This window comes from Haliscomenobacter sp. (genome assembly GCF_033763495.1).
GTDB lineage: Bacteria > Bacteroidota > Bacteroidia > Chitinophagales > Saprospiraceae > Haliscomenobacter.
In genome coordinates this window covers 40894-59352 of sequence record NZ_JANRKL010000022.1, presented here as the reverse complement: position 1 = coordinate 59352, position 18459 = coordinate 40894, and the positions used below count along the sequence as shown (strand labels likewise).

The 18459-nt window shown below is 48.0% G+C and carries 10 protein-coding genes; 4 read left to right on the top strand and 6 right to left on the bottom strand.

Annotated features, from left to right (window positions below):
- The 3 genes from SFV55_RS01955 to SFV55_RS01945 all read left to right on the top strand — a co-directional run.
- The coding region (locus tag SFV55_RS01955) for a hypothetical protein (protein ID WP_320027766.1) at nucleotides 1-215 on the top strand (215 nt) is incomplete at its 5' end.
- An 83-nt stretch (nucleotides 216-298) separates the two neighbouring features.
- Entirely contained in the window at nucleotides 299-3274 is a 2976-nt protein-coding gene (locus tag SFV55_RS01950) for a SusC/RagA family TonB-linked outer membrane protein (protein ID WP_320027765.1), read from the top strand.
- A gap of 37 nt (nucleotides 3275-3311) precedes the next feature.
- On the top strand, nucleotides 3312-4871 hold the full coding sequence (locus SFV55_RS01945) for a RagB/SusD family nutrient uptake outer membrane protein (protein ID WP_320027764.1): 1560 nt from the start codon (nucleotides 3312-3314) through the stop codon (nucleotides 4869-4871).
- A gap of 274 nt (nucleotides 4872-5145) precedes the next feature.
- On the opposite strand, the gene SFV55_RS01940 is transcribed toward SFV55_RS01945, so the two are convergent.
- Together SFV55_RS01940 and SFV55_RS01935 are read right to left on the bottom strand one after the other, a co-directional pair.
- Nucleotides 5146-5751: an outer membrane beta-barrel protein gene (locus SFV55_RS01940; RefSeq protein WP_320027763.1), complete on the bottom strand. Its 606-nt coding sequence runs from the start codon at nucleotides 5749-5751 to the stop codon at nucleotides 5146-5148.
- A 218-nt stretch (nucleotides 5752-5969) separates the two neighbouring features.
- Nucleotides 5970-6812: a M12 family metallopeptidase gene (locus SFV55_RS01935; protein ID WP_320027762.1), complete on the bottom strand. Its 843-nt coding sequence runs from the start codon at nucleotides 6810-6812 to the stop codon at nucleotides 5970-5972.
- 187 nt (nucleotides 6813-6999) lie between these two features.
- On the opposite strand from SFV55_RS01935, the gene SFV55_RS01930 reads away from it, so the two are divergent.
- Nucleotides 7000-8244 (top strand): T9SS type A sorting domain-containing protein, encoded by a 1245-nt coding sequence (locus SFV55_RS01930; protein WP_320027761.1) that lies wholly within the window; start codon nucleotides 7000-7002, stop codon nucleotides 8242-8244.
- A gap of 125 nt (nucleotides 8245-8369) precedes the next feature.
- On the opposite strand, the gene SFV55_RS01925 is transcribed toward SFV55_RS01930, so the two are convergent.
- From SFV55_RS01925 to SFV55_RS01910, 4 genes are all read right to left on the bottom strand, one after another.
- On the bottom strand, nucleotides 8370-9380 hold the full coding sequence (locus SFV55_RS01925) for a GntR family transcriptional regulator (protein WP_320027760.1): 1011 nt from the start codon (nucleotides 9378-9380) through the stop codon (nucleotides 8370-8372).
- A 90-nt stretch (nucleotides 9381-9470) separates the two neighbouring features.
- Complete coding sequence (locus tag SFV55_RS01920; RefSeq protein ID WP_320027759.1) at nucleotides 9471-11564, bottom strand: bifunctional aldolase/short-chain dehydrogenase; 2094 nt, start codon at nucleotides 11562-11564, stop codon at nucleotides 9471-9473.
- A gap of 211 nt (nucleotides 11565-11775) precedes the next feature.
- Nucleotides 11776-15918 (bottom strand): two-component regulator propeller domain-containing protein, encoded by a 4143-nt coding sequence (locus tag SFV55_RS01915; RefSeq protein WP_320027758.1) that lies wholly within the window; start codon nucleotides 15916-15918, stop codon nucleotides 11776-11778.
- A gap of 46 nt (nucleotides 15919-15964) precedes the next feature.
- Nucleotides 15965-18367 carry a DUF5060 domain-containing protein gene (locus tag SFV55_RS01910; RefSeq protein ID WP_320027757.1) on the bottom strand — a complete coding sequence of 801 codons (2403 nt, stop codon included), beginning with the start codon at nucleotides 18365-18367 and terminating at the stop codon, nucleotides 15965-15967.
- Nucleotides 18368-18459: the final 92 nt, after the last annotated feature.

The window sequence follows — 18459 nt, the reverse complement described above, 5'->3', positions numbered from 1 at the left end:
ATTCACAATATAATTTGGTAAAACAAAATATCCCGAAAATCTTTTTGCCTATTCTTGGTTTTTTCATACTTATTTTAGACTTTTACGCCCGGTCAGTTAGTGTAATGCACACACCAATTCGGGAAAAAAGCCTATCCCAGCAAATAAGCGCAGTTAAAATACGAAAAGAGATAATTGTTTATGAATCATTTGCAGTGAAAGAATCCCTACTGTGAGGTGGGTTTCCTATACACAAGTCTTCTGAAAGGAAGACGATTTTGATGTAAGCACAATTTTTTTAACAAAACACTAATAATGTATGAAACTTAGAGTCGGCTATTGCTCGAGGTGGCTTCTCGCGGCAGTTGCAATTCTTTTGTGCAACTTCGCTTTCGCCCAGCGCACGCTTTCCGGTAAGATTACCGACAAAAGCAACGGCGAAGCGCTCATCGGTGCCAACATCCTCGTAGTAGGTACCAGCACAGGTACAGTTACCGATTTCGATGGGTCTTATACCTTGGAGGTTCCAGCAGGTGCAACCGAACTGGAAATCTCTTACACAGGTTATACTACTCAAAGAGTAACCATTGGTAGTGCAACTACTATGGACATTGCCCTTGCTGCTGGCCAATTGCTGGACGAAGTGGTGGTAACAGGTTACGGTACGGCGAAAGCTCGTGAAGTAACCAGTGCAATCGTGAGTGTAAAAGCTAAAGATTTTAACGGCGGTAACGTAACCAGCGCGGCACAATTGCTGCAGGGTAAAGTTGCGGGTCTGTCCATTTCTCGTCCCGGTGGTAACCCTAATGAAGGTTTCGCAATCCGTTTGCGCGGCTTGTCTACCTTGGGTGCCAACAGCTCTCCTTTAATTGTAATTGATGGGATCATCGGTGGTTCTTTGGACAACGTTGACCCTAACGACATCGACAACATCACAGTACTGAAGGATGCTTCTGCAGCAGCCATTTATGGTACTCGTGGTGCTTCCGGCGTTTTATTGATTACTACCAAAAAAGGTCAGGCTGGTAAATTTACGGTGGACTACAACGGCTTCCTGAGCTCTACTAGCAGAATGCGTACTTTGCCAATTATGACCGCTGCTGAGTGGCGTGAAATTCCTTCTTTGGGTATTCCTGCTGCCAACTTAGCCAGCTTCACTGACCGTGGAGCCAGCACAGATTGGGTAGACGCAATTACTCAAACTGCCATTGGGCACACCCACAACTTGTCTATGTCTGGTGGTACTCGTGATGGAAACTATCGGGTATCTTTCAACGTACGTGACAACGAAGGTGTCCTGAGAACTACTGGTCGTGAGTCTATGAACGGTCGTTTTACCTTTAACCAAAATGCTTTGGATGGTAAATTGCGTCTGAGTTCTACCTTGTCTATCACGAATACAAAAGCAGGATTCGGGTTCAACGACGCGATGCGTTATGCATTGTTGTACAACCCAACTGCTCCAATCCGCTCTACTGCTGCGGATAATGCACGTTTTGGCGGCTATTATGAAGAAAACCTGTTTGATTATTTCAACCCGGTATCTATCGTTGAGCAAAACGTAAACGAGGGTGAGTTGACTAACTTTTTGGGAAGTTTACAATTGGAGTACGATCTGACCAAAGATCTGAAAGTTTCCGGTTTTTACTCTCGGGAGCGCAACACCCAATTGAATGGCCAATACCTCAGTCGTACAGCCAAATTTGGTGGTGGTGCTGACAGCCGTGGTATTGCCAACCGCCTTACCAACCAGCAAACGACTCAACAAGCAACTTTCACTGCTACTTATTCCAAAGATTTTGGCAAACTTGATTTCCGTCTTTTGGCTGGTTACGAATACCAAAGTGCTGACTTTCAAGGATTGGGCTCCAGCGCATTCAACTTTTTGACTGATGTGTTTGGGTATAACCGCTTGGGCGACGCCTTATCTTATTCTACAGGACAGAGTTCAGCTTATTCCTACCGCAATGGTTTTGAAGGGGTGGCAATGTTCTCTCGTTTGAACCTGAGCTTTGACGATACTTACAATCTGATGGTGAGTGTACGCCGTGAGGGTAACTCTCGTTTTGGTGAAGGCAATAAATATGCAGTATTCCCAGGCTTTGGTATTGGCGCAGACTTGGTAAAAGCTATGGGCCTTGACTTTGCCGATGCCTTGAAACTGCGGGTAAGCTACGGGGTAGCGGGTAACCTTCCTGGCGAAAGCTACCTTTCAATCCAGCGTTTTGGTCAGGCAGGTCGTTTCTTCTACAACGGAGCATTTGTACCTAGCTACGCACCTGTTTCCAATCCCAATCCAAACTTGAAGTGGGAGAAACAGGCTGACTTGAACATCGGTTTGGACTTCTCGTTCATGAACTACCGCCTGAATGGTTCTTTGGACCTGTTCAACCGTACGACTAGTGACCTGCTGTACTTCGCACCAGTTCCTGTTCCACCAAACCTCTTCCCTAACACTTGGTTGAACCTGGGTGAAATGCAGAACACCGGTTTGGAATTGGCCTTGAACTACAATGTGATCAAAAAGCAGAACTTCTCTTATGATCTATCTTTGACGCCAACCTTCTACTTCTCGAACAAACTGGTGTCTTTGTCTAGCCCAGACTTTGCATTTGGTTCTGAATTGTTCCTGGCTGGAGTTGGTTCTCCAGGTTTGAATGAAACCAACATGATCCGCGTTACTGAAGGTGGTGACATTGGTGATTTCTGGGGTCCAATTTATGATGGCGTAAATGATAATGGTACTTGGAAATTCAAGGATTTGAATGGTGATGGCAAAATTACCCGCGACGACGACACCAAAATTGGCAATGGTTTGCCCGATTTGGAATTAGGTTGGGGCAATAGCTTTAAGGTAGACCAATTGGACATCAACCTGTTCTTCCGTGGAGTATTTGGTCATGACCTGATCAACCAATACCGTATTTTCTACGAAACCCTGAACACTTTGAGCTGGAACCGTGTTAAAGCCGATGATTATTTCAATCCAAAGTTGACTGACGGTGCTCGTTTCTCTAGCTACCAAGTTGAAAAAGGTTCATTCCTCAAGTTGGATAACGCTACAGTTGGTTATACGTTCAACCTCAAGCCTGGCAGCAGCTTCAACAAGGTTCGCTTGTACTTGGCTGGTCAGAACTTGTTTGTATTGACCAAATACAGTGGTGCTGATCCTGAAATTCGTTTGGCTGACATCGAACAAGGAGGTGCAAATGCAATTTTGTCTCCTGGTATCGATCGCCGGAACACTTACTACATGACGAGAACGATGACCTTTGGTTTGAACTTGGGTTTCTAATTGTTTCATAAATCTTAATTTAAAATAAAGAGCAATCATGAAAAAATATTGGTTTAAGGCGCTTTTGGTTAGCCTTTTCGTGATCGCGTTCAATCAATCTTGCTCAGATCTTGAAGAAGAGCTGTACGACCAAATCAAGGCCGACGAGTTTTTCAAATCTGATGAGGAATTTATTGCCGCATTAGGTGCTGCCTACACCCGTTTGTACGGGTATCAAAACCATGGCAGTTACATGTCATTACAAGAAGTGTCTTCTGACGAAGCCATGATCCCCCAACGTGGTGGTGACTGGTATGATGGCGGGGTATGGCTTAACGCCCACCGCGCTGAATATAACCCTGCAGATGGTAACCTGGATAACGCCTGGAATTTCTTATTCGGAGGGGTGAGTACTTGTAATCGTTTGATCTTCCAGTTCAATGAACTGATCAATAACGGATCAGTGGATCCTGCATTGGCAACTCCCTTTATTTCGGAGTTGAGAGCTTTACGTGCCCTCTGGTATTTGTGGCTGATCGATGGTTTTGGAAACGTTCCAATCATTGATCGTTTTGACGTGCCAGAAGGTTTTGCTCCACCAAACGCTACTCGTGCTCAAGTATTCGCCTTTATTGAAAAGGAATTGAATGAAAGCGTGCCCAACTTGCCTAAAGTTAAAGGTGGTAGTGCTTATGCACGTATCAACTACTACACAGGTAAAGCCATCCAGGCCAAATTGTACCTGAACGCGCAAGTGTATAAAGGTGCTGCCGAGTGGGACAAGGCAATTGCTGCTGCTGATGAAATCATCAACTCTGGCCAGTTTGCCCTGACAAGCAACTACTTTGCCAACTTTAACTCTGACAATGCAGGTTCTTCTGAAAGCATCTTTGTGATTCCTTATGACAAAGTAAATGCAACTGGCTTCAACCTTCCTCAAATGACTTTGCACTACGCAAGTCAGGAAACCTTTGAATTGAGGGATCAACCTTGGAATGGCTATTGTTCTTTGGCAGAGTTTTACAATTCTTACGAAGATGGAGATGCTCGTAAAGGCGTACGTGACAATCAGGCTATTCGTGGTAACTTCCTCGCTGGTAAGCAGTTCAAAGCAAATGGCAAGGATCAATTGCAGGATGGTTCTGCTGATGACCCTGATGGCCCAGGCTTGGTGTTTACACCAGAAATTAACGCTCACTTCCCTAACTGTTTCCGCCAGGCTGGTGTACGTATTGGTAAGTTTGAATTCCCAGCTAAGTCTACACCCGACTTAAATACGGATTTCCAAATTTTCCGCTATGCTGATATCCTATTGGTTAAAGCAGAAGCACTCTGGCGTAAGAACAATGCAGATGCAACTGCGTTGGCTTTGGTTAACCAAATCCGTGCTCGTGCTGCGGTGGCTCCATTTACATCTTTGACTGCTGACAACCTTTTGGCAGAGCGTGGTCGTGAGATGTTTTTCGAATCATGGCGTCGTTCGGACTTGATCCGTTTTGGCAAATATGATGAGGCACGTCAATGGAAGCCTGCTTCGCAGCCATGTAAGCAATTGTGGCCAGTGCCACGTGCTCAGTTGGATGCCAACAAAAACTTGAAGCAGAACCCTTGCTATTAATCGGGTTTTGATATAAAGCTTTGGGCTTTAAAAATGGATGCAGGTACCTTGGATGTGCCTGCATCCTATTTTTTTTAGATCGGTTTTCGCTGAAAACAAAAAAGCCACCTGGCGCACTCCGCCAGGTGGTCCCATTTTCGCACACTGATTATTGCCATGATAAATATATCGTAGGGAAGTTGATGAGTTGAGGCTACCGCGAGCGATCCTTAGACTTCGGCTTCGCTCAGTGACCGGCATCGCTCGCGGTAGCCTCAACTTCTCAACATCTCAACTAAAACCGGATTCCCGCGCTCAAAGTCAGCACATTGTTCCGGCCAGTAGTATTCGCAAAGTAGTCGGACATACCAATTTCGTAGTTCAGGTCCACAGTCAGGATGGTGATGTCCATACCTAAACCCACGTTGGCACCCCAGGAGAAAGTCTTGAGGTCATCTTTGCTAAACGGAATGCCTGCTTTCTCATTCACCGCCAGCACCATCGTTGGAGTCACTCCACCTTTCAGGTACAGGTTAAGCAATTGTTTTCTTCCAGTGATGTCGAAGCCAATGTTTACAGGAGCTTTCAGAGCCTGGATAGTGGTTTCATCCTTAAAATTAACCTGAGTATCGGTATCGATATCGTTCAGCAGACGTGCCGTATAGTTGTTGAAATGTAAACCAGGACTGAGGAATAATTTTTTGCCGCCCACCCGGAAATCTACACCAGCGTTCCAGCCTACTTTTGCGGCAGCCTGTAAGTCGCCCAGATTACCATCCACGGCAGAGAGATTTACCCCCACTTTTGGGTTGATCACAGTGTTGTTTTTTTGGGCTTGGCCGTTGTCAATTGAAAAAGTCACCAGCGTCAGGACAGCTACTATTGCTTGCAAAGTTCTCATTGTTATCGTTGTTTTTTGGTTTTGAAATTGAATATGCCCCTAGAACGTTTGGGCGAATTCATTTTAGCACTTCTGAATGCCACTTAAACATAACTTTAAAGTTTCCTTCAGAAATCCTTAACGAATGGAACAAGTGACGAATTTCTCGAATAACGAATGACGAATAGAGACAACGCTTCAAAAATTCGTCATTCGTCATTCGAATAAATCGTCATTTATCAAGGACAGCTAGTCAGCCGTGGTCCTTTAAAAGGATACATGCGCCCGATGAAGCTCTTATCTTCCGCTGAAAGCTGAAAATTCCAGCGCACTTCAAATCCATCCAGGGTCAATTGTTTGGGAACGGAATAATGCATAATGGACAATGGATCGTAGCGGCAGAACTGAGTCTGGCTGCTGCTGTATTTGCGGAAGAGGTTTTGATCCACATCCTGCCGACTCCAACCCTGGGTTTGCGCATAATAGGTATAGACCTTTTCGACGTTCCACTGAATGTTTTGCAGAGGGTTTTGGTGCTCATGGATCAAGCCCAGAGCATGCCCAAACTCATGGAGCGTGGTGCGCCGGATTTCATAATCAGGTGTCCGGTCGGTAAACCAACCAAAATTCATCGTTTTGGACAAAGAATCCAGATACAAGGCGTCCCGCCCCATGTAGGACCAGGATCCTTCACGCGGGTTTAAGCCGATGCGGATTTCCGCTTTCCCCCTGCGTACAAATTGCAAGCGTACATTGGCATACAATTCCCATTCGCGCGCTGCTTTTTCGATGCGCAAGCGGAGCGTACTGCTCAAACTATCCATGAATTTTACCCGAAGCACTTGCCCTACTGGCCAGAGTTTGGTGCGTAGAGCGGCTACTCCCTGGTGGGTTTCAACTTTCAAGTCCTTTTCTACACAAGTATAAATGGCGTTTGGGTCATTGCTATTGAGATTGTTGGTTTCCTCCAGCAAGGCATCAATGTCTTTGCCCGGATCTGTCATCAATTCACAAGCAGTGCTTACAAAACAGATGATCAAAGCAAGTATCCAGGGCGCAAAAGCAGCTGTTCGATTTTTCATGGTGTTGTTCTTGATGGATGAACGATTCATTTGATTGATGGATCAAAGTTCGATCAATCCGTTGGGCCAAACATCACCGCAAAACGGGAGGGGGGAAAAATCCTTAGAAATGAGGATGAAGCCTCATGAGTACAAAACCCCAAAAACTGGCTTATCCCCATACCATTAACCCTCAAAACAAAAACCTATGCGCCAAATCCTTACACTCTTAATTACTCTATTTTCCCTTAGCCTTCAAGCCCAAAAAGACTGCTCCATCCAGCCTTCCAGCAACACCCCTCTCATCGACTTACAAGGCCAAAACTACCGAGGTTACCTCGGCGGCCTGTATGCCAATGGCCGCAACGAACGCCCTGCTGCCCAACTCCGCACCATCCAGCAGCAAATTGCTCAGGTAAAACCACTGAACCTCCAGGGACAAAGTGATGCCAAAGGAAAAATCGTGATGATCGGAGTGGGTGCCTCCAATCCCCGCACCGAGTTTGAACGTTTCAAACAAAAAGCCATGGCCTTTGCGGGCATCAACCCCAATTTGGTACTCGTCAACACCTGCATTGGCGGCCAGGGGGTACAAAAAATGAACGATGCCGCCGACAATTACTGGCAAAGCGCTGCCAATACGCTAAAAACCAGCGGCCTGAGCGACAAACAGGTGCAACTCGCCTGGGTGGAAACCGACAATACCCAAACGGGCGACACCCTCTTCCCCCGTGCTCCCCTGCAACTGATGGAAGATTACCGCTTGCTTCTGGAAGTCCTGCACGACAAATACCCCAACCTGAAACTGGTGTATTTTTCAGCCCGGGCTTTTTCGGGCTATGCCACTCCAGTGCCGGGTGGGGTAGGGAAGGGGCTGCTTTTTCCAAGGGATTATTACTCTGGTTGGGCGATCAAATGGCTGATTGAGAATGCGGATCAACAAAAGCCGGGCTACATTACCACTGGCACAGCTGCCAATATTCCCCACGTCACCTGGGGGTCTTACCACTGGAGCAATGCTGGCTTACCACGCAGTGACGGGTTCAAACTGGATTGCCAGTTTGATGTGGGCGAAGATGGCCTGCACCTGACCAGCCTGGGCGAGGACAAAATTGGGCAGTTGATGTTTGACTATTTTCAAAAAGACCCAACGGCGCAGGCCTGGTTTTTGAAATCAACCACCACGCCAACATTTTCCATCACGAGTGACCTACCCCAAATTCAGGTCTACCCCAATCCAGTTGCGGAATCCTTACACTTACGCGTGGCACAACCGTTATCGGAAGTCACTCTGATCCTGCGTAACCTGCAAGGCCTCAGCGTATGGAAAAAACAAGGAGATTTGAGCACAGAAAATGAAATCTCCGATTTGCCTGACCTGCCTGCCGGGATTTATCTGTTGGAGTGCCAATGGGAGCAAGAACGGCGTATATTGAAAGTATTGAAAAATTGAGGGCCTTGAGCAAATGATACAATGCATGATCATTCTGGCAAAACATCTTTTGGATAGGAATTAAAAAAGATGAGGACATGTATGTTGAAAATGGGGAAAGGAGAAATTTGGAATAATTAGGCGCCTCACAAACTCCCCCGGCGCACCAAATAAAACGGATTTTTCACTTTTTCCTGTTTTCTTTCCAAAAGGAGTTGTGCCGCAGTTCTTCCCATGGCCTCAAAATCAGTAGTAATCACGGTTATGTCCAATACCTCTTTGAGTGTGGTATCATTAAATGAAATCAGGCCAATGTTTTGACCCATTTGGAGCTTGGTCTGGCGGATTTTTTTGATCAATTCCGCCAGATCGGTTTCTTCAATCACACAGTACACCGTACCCACCTGAATGGGGTCATCCGTAGCTGTTTCGATGATGCGGTAGGTCTTTTTGTAGTTGACGCAATAGTTGTGGAAACCCCGGGCAATTCCGGTGGGATAGTTGCCGTCGCTGGGCATCACCAGCACCATTTGCTGGTATTTTTGCAGTAGTTCATTGGCCGAGAGCAGGGCGTTAAAAATGTCGCGTTGGAAATCCTGGAAAACCGCGCTGTGTTTGGTGGGTAAGTTGGGATAATCTTTGTCCAAAAAGAACAGCTCCTCCGCAGGGATAGTCTGCATCACCGCTTCCAGGTTCACTTTGTCCAGGTCGTGTACAAAGTGGGGCATCACCACGTAGTGATTGTACTTGCCCAGGTTGCGGTCGATGATGTCGGCAAACAATTTGGCGTTGTAATGGTGTACCTGGAGATCTACTTGTGCCCGTTCGCCCAGCTCTTGCAGGAAGGAGTAATAAATGAGTCGTTTGTAGGAGCTGAGTTTGTTAAAAATGAGTAGGATGCGCAGTTTACCATCGTTCCCACCTGACACGTAATAGCCCTTGCCTTGCACCGAGACAATGAATCCCCGTTCCCGTAGTTCGCGGTAGGCTTTTTCTACGGTATCCCGGGCCAAATCGTAGTGGGCGCTCATCTCACTGATCGAAGGCAATTGGTCGTTTTTTTTCAACAATCCCCGTTCAATATCCGTGATGATAGACTCTACGATTTGTTTGTATTTGGGCGTTTTGGACTTGTGATTGAGGTGGAGGTGGTACATACTTTAGCTATCAGCTATCAGCTATGAGCAGTCAGCTATCAGAATTTCAGGCGTAAAGCTGGCTGATAGCTGACTGCTGATGGCTCATTGCTATCTCGTAAACGCCATCGCCACGCCCCCATCCACGTTCAACATATTCCCGGTGGATTTAGAGAGACTACCATCCACAAATACGAGGACGGCTTTGGCAATGTCTTCTGGTAAAATTTCTTCGTTGAGCAGGGTGCGCGCTGCGTACATTTTGGGCAGGTCTTCCACGGCGATGCCATAGGCTTTGGCACGACCTTCGGCCCAGTCACCTTCCCAAATTTTGCTGCCGCGCAAAACCGCATCAGGGTTCACGGAATTCACCCGGATTTTGTCCTTGCCCAGTTCAGCAGCTAACAAGCGACTCATGTGCAATTGGGCGGCTTTGGCAGTACCATAAGCCACATTATTTGGTCCCGCGAACAAGCCATTTTTGCTGGCAATATTCACAATGTCCCCATCCAGGCCCTGCGCACGCATGATGGCTACAGCCTGCTGGCTTACCAGGAATTGCCCTTTGACCAACACGTCTTGCAGGATGTCCCAATCCTTAATTTCGGTACTTTCCAGCGGCTTGGAGATCGACAAACCCGCACAGTTCACTACGATGTCTACCCCTCCGAAGGCCAAAATGGTCTTTTGCAGCGAATCGGCAATCGCGTCCGGCTTCGTCACGTCGATGGCAACGGCCACTGCGGCGTCTTTGCCGTATTTTTTCTTCAGTTCGGTTTCCGTTTCTTCCAGGCGATCGCGGTCAGCGACTACGGCGACCACACCTTGCTGGATGAGGATTTCGGCGATGGCTTTGCCGATACCTCCCGTGCCCCCGGTGATGTAGGCGATTTTGGCCGAAAGGGCCTTAGGCTTGGGCATCCGCTGGAGCTTGGCTTCTTCCAGCAACCAGTATTCGATGTTGAAAGCTTCCTGTTCGGCCAGCCCCACGTACTTGGATACCGCTTCGGCGCCCTTCATCACGTTGATGGCGTTGATGTAAAACTCGGCAGCTACCCGGGCCGTTTGTTTGTCTTTGGCAAAAGTGAATAGGCCTACCCCAGGGTACAAAATCACCACTGGGTTGGGGTCGCGCATGGCCGGGCTATTCGGGTGTTTGCAACGCTCATAGTAGGCCGCATAATCGGCGCGATACGCCTCAAATTGCTGGAGGATGTGCGCCTTCAAATCCGCCGTTTCAGCCGGAACATCCAGTACCAGCGGGCGGATTTTGGTGCGCAAAAAGTGATCGGGGCAGCTGGTGCCCAGCGGTGCCAATACCTCCAAATCATTGGAATTGATGAACTCCAAAACCCGGGGGTCATCAGTAAAATGCCCCACCATCCGGCGGTAGCTGGAAGCCAGCCCCCGCAAGGTTGGCATTACTGCAGCGGCTTTTTCAGCGCGATCGGCAGGGGCATAAGACTCCCGCTTGGCCCCACCAAAGACAGGACGTTTTTTGCCGTAATTTTTTTCCAAATACAAGGAAGCCGCTTCGATTACTTCCAGCGTATTGACATAAGACTCATAGGCAGTGTCGCCCCAGGTAAACAAACCGTGTCCACCCAAAATCAAGCCGCGCAAGTTGGGATTAGCTTTAATTGCCGCTTCCAATTGCAGGCCGAGGTCAAAACCTGGGCGTTGCCAGGGAATCCAGGTCATGGTATCACCCCAGATTTCGTGCATGATGGCCTCACCGTCTTTGCTGGCCGCCAGGGCGATCAGGGCATCGGGGTGCAAGTGGTCGATGTGCTTGAAAGGCAAAAGGCCGTGTAAGGGGGTATCGATGGAAGGAGTTGCGCATTTTGGGTCAAAAAGGCAATAGTTGAACAAGTCCACCATTTCATCTTCAAACTCCAGTCCCCGGTAGCGGCGCTTGAGGGTATGCAGTTTTTCTACATAGAGATTGGCGCAGCCCGATTTGGTCAAGGTGCCAATGTCGCCACCCGAACCTTTGACCCACATCACTTCTACTTTTTCGCCCGTGAGGGGATCGGTTTCGTCAATTTTGACCGAAGTATTGCCGCCTGCGTAGTTGGTAAGGCGCAGGTCAGCTCCCAGCAGGTTGGAGCGATAAATGAACAGGTCGACCTCATTTCCTGCCAGGGATGCAGCGTGTGCTTCATCCCAGAGGTAGCTTACGTGTTTGAATGTGGTGGTGGACATCTCTTGCTTTTGTTTGTTGAGCTTTGTCCGACAAAGGTAAACAAAAGGGGAATAGTGGCCTTCCTGAACTCTCCTGCGAAAAGTGTTTTTAACCTATGGTGTATCTACGCTTAGGTGTGTCTTCGGTTTCTTAGGTGGTGAAAATCTTGCTTCGCAAGGAGCTTATTTCACCACCTAAGAAACCGAAGACACCGAAGACACATCTAAGCCATCAATTCAAGCCACTCGAAATTTTCGGAATCTGTTGCACAAACTCTGAAGGATTCATCCCAAATTGCTTTTTAAAACACTCCCGGAAATACTTCAAGTCCTGGAAGCCAACTTTGTAGGTGGTTTCTGCTACGGAGTAGCCCTTTTCCAGCAGTTGGGCCGCCCGTTTGACCCGGATGGTGCGGATAAAATGATTGGGCGATTCGCCAGTGATGGCTTTGATTTTGCGGTAGAGTTGCATGCGGCTTACCAGCAGTTCATGGCTCATTTGCTCTACGGAGTAGTCCGGGTTTTCGATGTGTTTTTCCACCAGGGCGATGCATTTTTCCAAAAACTGCTTGTCGAGGTGGTTGATGCTGAGTTCGGCGGGAGAGATGTCCACTTCGTGTTTGCGGGCAAACTCCTGATCAAAATGCCGTTGGATGCGTTCCCGGTTGTTGAGCAGGTTGCGGATGCGCGCCTGCATGAGGTCGATGCTGAAGGGTTTGCTGATGTAGTCATCCGCACCGGTGTCGTAACCCTCCACCTGATACATTTGGGATGAGCGCGCCGACAGCAAAATAACCGGGATATGCGCCGTTGCTTCTTCCTGTTTTACGGTACGGCACAATTCAAAGCCGTCCATTTCCGGCATGATCACATCCGAGATAATGATATCAGGGATGTACTTGCGGGTTTTTTCCAAACCTTCCTGACCATTTTCTGCTTCGATCACTTCGTAATCGGGATGCAGGCTGCGGCGGATGTAGGTGCGGATATCGGCATTGTCTTCTACCACCAGCACCAATGGATTATCGGATTGGATGATTTCTTCCTGTGGGGTTTCAAGCAGTACTCCGTTTTCATCGTAAGGATAATGATCGGAATCCTCTGGATCGCGGTAATTGAGTCGGATGACCTCTGCCGGGAAGTGGTCTTTACCCAGTGGCAATTTCACCACAAACACCGATCCCCGGTGGATCATACTGAAAGCCTCGATGCTTCCTTTGTGCAACTCTACAATACTTTTGGCCAGGGCCAGGCCGATTCCGGTTCCTTGTCTGCGACTGCCGTGCTGGCTCGATCGGGCCCGGTAAAACTGTTCAAAAATATGAGGCAGTTCTTCTGTAGATATCCCGATCCCATCGTCTTCTAGGGAGAAAATTACTTGTTTGCCATCGCTCTCCAGCTTCATTTGAATATTTCCTCCATCATCACTGTACTTGAAGGCATTGGAAAGTAGATTAAAGAGCACCTTTTCCAGTAGATCGCGATCCACCCAGGCCCTCAGTTCGTCTACACTGGTGACAAAATTGAACTGGATGTTGCGATGCCGTGCCAAATCGCGAAAGGCAATGGCAATGTTTTTGAAAAAACGGACCAAATCCATTTCCACCACTTCCAGGTGCATCAAACCTTCCTCAATTTTGCGGAACTCCAACAATTGATCGATCATCCCCTTCAATCGTTCGGCGTTGCGGTACATCAGGGTATACATCTCATGGGTGGAGGGATCGGTCTGTTCACGCTTGAGTAGGTCTTCCAGGGGCGAAAACAACAAAGTTAGCGGCGTGCGCAGTTCGTGCGAGATATTGGTAAAAAAATGGATTTTCATTTGCCCGAGCTCTTCCGTTTTTTCCCGTTTGAAGGTCTCCATTTTCACCTGGTTGCGCAATTTTTCCCGCAGTAGAATGCTTTGACGGTACATCAGTATGGCCCCAGCAATCAGTCCGGCATAGATGAGGTAAGCCCACCAAGTCAACCAAAATGGCGGCAGGATGCGAATTTTGAGCACTGCGGGTTCTTTGGCCCAAAGCCCGTCGTTGTTGGCTGCCTGAACTTCAAAGGTGTAGCGTCCCGGAGAAAGATTGCTGAAATGTGCAACTCGCTCCTTGGCAGTTGATGGAATCCATTCCCCGTTGAAACCCAGCAAGCGGAATTTGTATTGATTTTTATACGGTTCCAAAAAGTGCATGGCCGCGAACTCGATGGAAAACAAGTTCTCATTGTAGCGCAGCACCAATTCAGGCGTAGATCCAATATTTTGCTGAAGAATCACCCGATTGTTCACTTTGTCCCCCACCCCGATGGAATGGTTAAAGAGTCGAAAATCAACCAATTCTACGGTGGGCGCGATGGGGTTTTCACGAATCTGGTGCGGTTGAAAATACAAAATCCCGCTGTTGCTCCCAAAAAACACATGGCGATCCTGGGTGTACACACTCACATTGGAGTTGAAAAAATTAGAAGGCAATCCATCCTGAGTATCGAATACCCGGGCGTAGTCCTTTTTGTCCATTTCTGGCGAAAAGCGGCTCAGCCCCCGAGTGGAGGAAACCCAAAGATGACCATTTTCATCCTCGGCCAGCGATTGAATGATGTCGTCGGGCAGGCCATCAGCTTTGAAGTATTGTTTAAAGGTCCCTTTTTTTTGATTCCACAAATTGAGACCATCTTCAGTACCAACCCAACTACGGCCAAATGCATCTTTCCAATAACAATTGATAAAATTGCTGGAAATGGTGTTGGCCTGGGTAGGGTTATTGGTGGATTTGCGCAAGAGTTTTTGAGGAAACCCTTCCTTATCCAACAACAATTCGAGCAAACCTCCTCCACGCGTGCCCACACAGAGGACATTTTCGCCTGCTTCATTTTTGTATTCAAAAGTCAGTACTATCGGGAATTGGTCCAGATTCCCGCCACCCTTGACCTTGCGGTAGATGTGGAAGGTCCCTTTTGCAGGGTCATGCCGGATGAGTCCACCAGCCCAGGAGCCTATCCAAATCAAACCTCGTGCATCGCCCCACACACTCATCAGGTAATTGTGACTCAAGCCATTGGCTACAGTGTATTGTTTGCGTTGGGACGGGTTGTCAGCATTGAATACAATGAGGCCTTCGCCACGAGTACCCGCCCAAATGTTGCCTTGTTTATCGGCGTGTAAAGCATGGATAAAATCTGCCTGGCCGCCCAAGGAAATCCGCCGGGTGCTTACTTGTCCCTGCTTGCGAATGATTTCAAAAATGCCTTGCCCAAAACTTCCAGCCCAAACCCGATTGTTGGCGTAGGCCATACTGTTGATGCTCACATCTTCTGGAAAGTGGATGGCGGCAAAGGGATTGCGTTGGAAATTCATTTTTCCCACCCCTTTATTCGTACCTACCCAAATCTGGCCAACCCGGTCTTCACATAAAGTCAGCACCGTACTGGCGTGGAGGGAGCCACTTTGTTGGGGGATATGGAAATAACGTTTAAAAATCCCTTTCTCCGGGATGTAGTAGTTCAAGCCATAATCAGAGCCAATAAAAAAACCGCCATCGCCATACTGGGAAGGAAATACAATGCTGGTCGTCAAATTATTGGATAGCCCATTGGGGGAAGCCTGGATGTGTTGAATTTGGTTGTTGGCAAAATCCAGTCGTTTGAGCCCACCCCGGGTAGCAATCCAAAAAAGATTGTCTTTGCGGGGGTCTTCTACAATGTCGTAAACGTGGTTGTGGGCAGCCTCTTGACTAGCCTCTGCTTTTGCAGGAACGACGTCCATTCGGGTGATGGAAAACCGCCCTTTGGTACTCAATATTCCTCGGTACACGCCGTAGGTTGTAGCGAACCAATAGGAACCATCCCGCCCACGAATGGTTTTTACAATTTCTGTGTTTGAAATGGGTGAGTCTTTTTGGTGGGTAAAAGTATGGTCTTGGTTCAAAACACATAAACCGCGCCCAGTACCCACCCAGATTTTTCCCTGGTCATCCTGAAAGATGCTGCCTACCCGATTGTCGAGCAAGGAATTTTTTTGATTGTGGTCGTGTTGGTAGACTTTGAATTTTTCAGTAGTTCGATCCAGCCGATACAAGCCAGTATTTTCAGTCCCCACCCAGAGGTAAGCTTCCCGGTCTTCGTACAAGGCGATGATTTTTTCGCCCTTGATTTCGTCTGGGGAAGTGATGGTGAGTTTGAATTTTTTCAAATTGTATCCATCATAGCGGTACAAACCATTCCAGGTGCCAATCCACAAAAAACCTTGTTTGTCCTGGTACATGGCAGTGGCAGCCACATTGGACACGACCATGTCTTCGGGCAAACGACTGAAGGTGGGCTCTTGCGCAAATGCAATCCTTGCTGAAAGCATCAAAAAAAGCAGCAAAATACCTATACGTTGCATGATCGACGATGTAGATTCAAAAAATATAAAATGGGCAGTAAACCTGTTATTGCACCACAAAACGCACTACCGTAGCCCTATCCCCTTGACTCAATCGCAACAAATACGCACCTGGCATCAACCCTACTGTAGGAATTGCCTCAATTTGTCCCATTGCATTGATGATTTTTTGGCTCGTCAATTGGCCACTCACATTGAATACATCAATTCGATACTCCCCATTGGGCAAATTGCGGGTATCCACTTGTAAAACTGCGCCAATGGCTACCGGGTTAGGGTAAATGTTGATGGAAACATCGAGGGAAACTTCCAGGGTGGGAACAGTGCTGTCGTCTTTTTCAACGATGAAAGCCAAGTTCCATAAAAAATCGGGAACGCCAAAATTAAGTTTCCCCCCCTGGGTTTTGAGCCCTTTGAGGGTCGTCGTCAAATTCCCGGTAGTGCAATCGTAAAAACTGACTTTATAAGTTCCTTCGAGAATGTCGTTCAGGGTTAGCCCACCATTTATGATTGCAGTGGGAACACCCAGATCGCGCGCATAGCGCCAGTTGTACTTGGCATTGTGCACCCAACCCGCAGCCATATCCCGATTGGCAGACTGCACGGCGTATACGTTGTGGGGCGAGGTGGCCACACCTTCAATTTGGTAGGCACCGATGTTGATCCAGTCTGTACCCAGGTTATCCACCTTGATGCGGTGCGGCCCGGCTGGTACATCGATGCTAAACGTGGTATTGATGGCGGCATTGGGATTGTCTTTGATCAATTTGTCGTCGAGGTAAATGGCTACCGAGGGATTCTGCCCCTTGCCACTGCCTGTCAGCACTTTGAATTTACCTCCTGAAGGCAAAAATACTTCAAAAGTGGGCGGATTGCGCAATTGGGTGTTGTATGAGGAACCATAAAGGAAGCGCCCGAGACGGGCATTGTCGGGCTTAACCGCACCCGTTTCATCCACCACAATTTTATTGTCCGTAGCCTGTGCCCAGTCCGATACCGGGGGAATAGAGAGTTCGCCGCTACCGCCACCTGTACTGCGGGCACTGGCCGGTTTGAAGTTGCCTTGCAACAAGGGGACTTTGGCCAAAACTTTGCTCAAGGGTGTAAACAAAGGGTACAAATTGCGGGGTTCCACGTAATTGTCCCACCACCAGGTAGCGGCCGCCCCCAAAGCTCCGGAAAAAGCCGAAGCCCACATGGTATTGTGGACATGAATGCCATTGGGGTCGATATTCGACAGGCCCTCGCCGCCTACACTGATGCCGAATTCACCACCGTAAGTGGGTTTTCCAAAAGCACTCAGGTTATCGATGCCTTTGCCCGACACCGCTTTTTCGATGTTGTCTACTTCAGCATAGAGGTGATTTTGGGTAAAATCCATCGAACTCAAGCGCCACAATTCAGGGTCTTCGTCACCGCCGTAACTCGTGGTGACGAGGTGTTTGCGGGCATCGAGTTTTTTGAGGTATTGACCCATCTCATCGTGCCAGGTGCGTACGGCATTACGCACCGAAGGGGTGGTAAACTGATCGGTAAAACTCACTTCGTTGAACAACTCCCAGGCCATCACATGGGTACTGAAGCCCCAACGAGCTACGATGTAACGGAGACGGTTTTTGTGTAGGTTCTTTGCGGCAGGAAGGTCGAAAAAATTCCAGGTTTGGGCACAAGGGCCGCCATTGGCGGCATTGTAGGGGTTTTCACTCCAGTTGGGGTTCACATTGGACGAAACTTGGCCGTGGTGATTGATGCAAAACATCATGTAAATCCCCTGTCTGGCGCATTCTTCCAACATCCAGTCGATGTACCAGGCATTGTTTTGGCGGTAGCGCTTCAGGCCCTCGAAGCCATTGCCATTGCGCCACTCAATGCCTAGTCCCCAATGGGCTAGCCAGAGTCGCATAAAATTGGCTTGAGCTGCCCCCATGGAGCCCAGCCATTTTTTATAGTCCAAGTAGGCATTGCTGCGTTGCCAGCATAGGTTTTGGCCTACTGGGATGTAAGGCGCTCCGCTATCGAAGGAAAGGTAGTTGGTGGTATTTTTGCGCACAAAGCCCGGATTGTTCGAGTCAGTACATTCAAAGGTTCCGTTGACGGTTGCACTTTCGCTAGAGGGGGTTTTGATTTTTAAGCTAAAATTCCAGATACCCGTTTCGGTGGGTGAAAACCGGATCCGAAAACCAGCATTACCCATTGCGTTTAGGTTACCCGTAGAGGTGTTTAGGCTAAAATCCTGCATGTAAAAGCCGTCTACAGTATCTTGTTTGCCGCTAGGTGCTACAAAAATGCCACTCAGTACAATTTGATCGTAATCATAGGGGTTGGAAAACATTGCACTCAGATCGACCAAAGCTTCAAATTTTTGAAACTTGCCCACGCTGTTGCTCAGCGGGTTGATGCTGTTGATGATAGGTACTTGCGCACCAAGAAACATTGATGTCAGAATCATGAAAGCCAATGTAAGTATTCCTTTCATAAGCAGTGGAGCTTTTTGCGATCTTTAAGCTTGGTGTTAATCTAGGCAAAGATAACAGCTAAGCT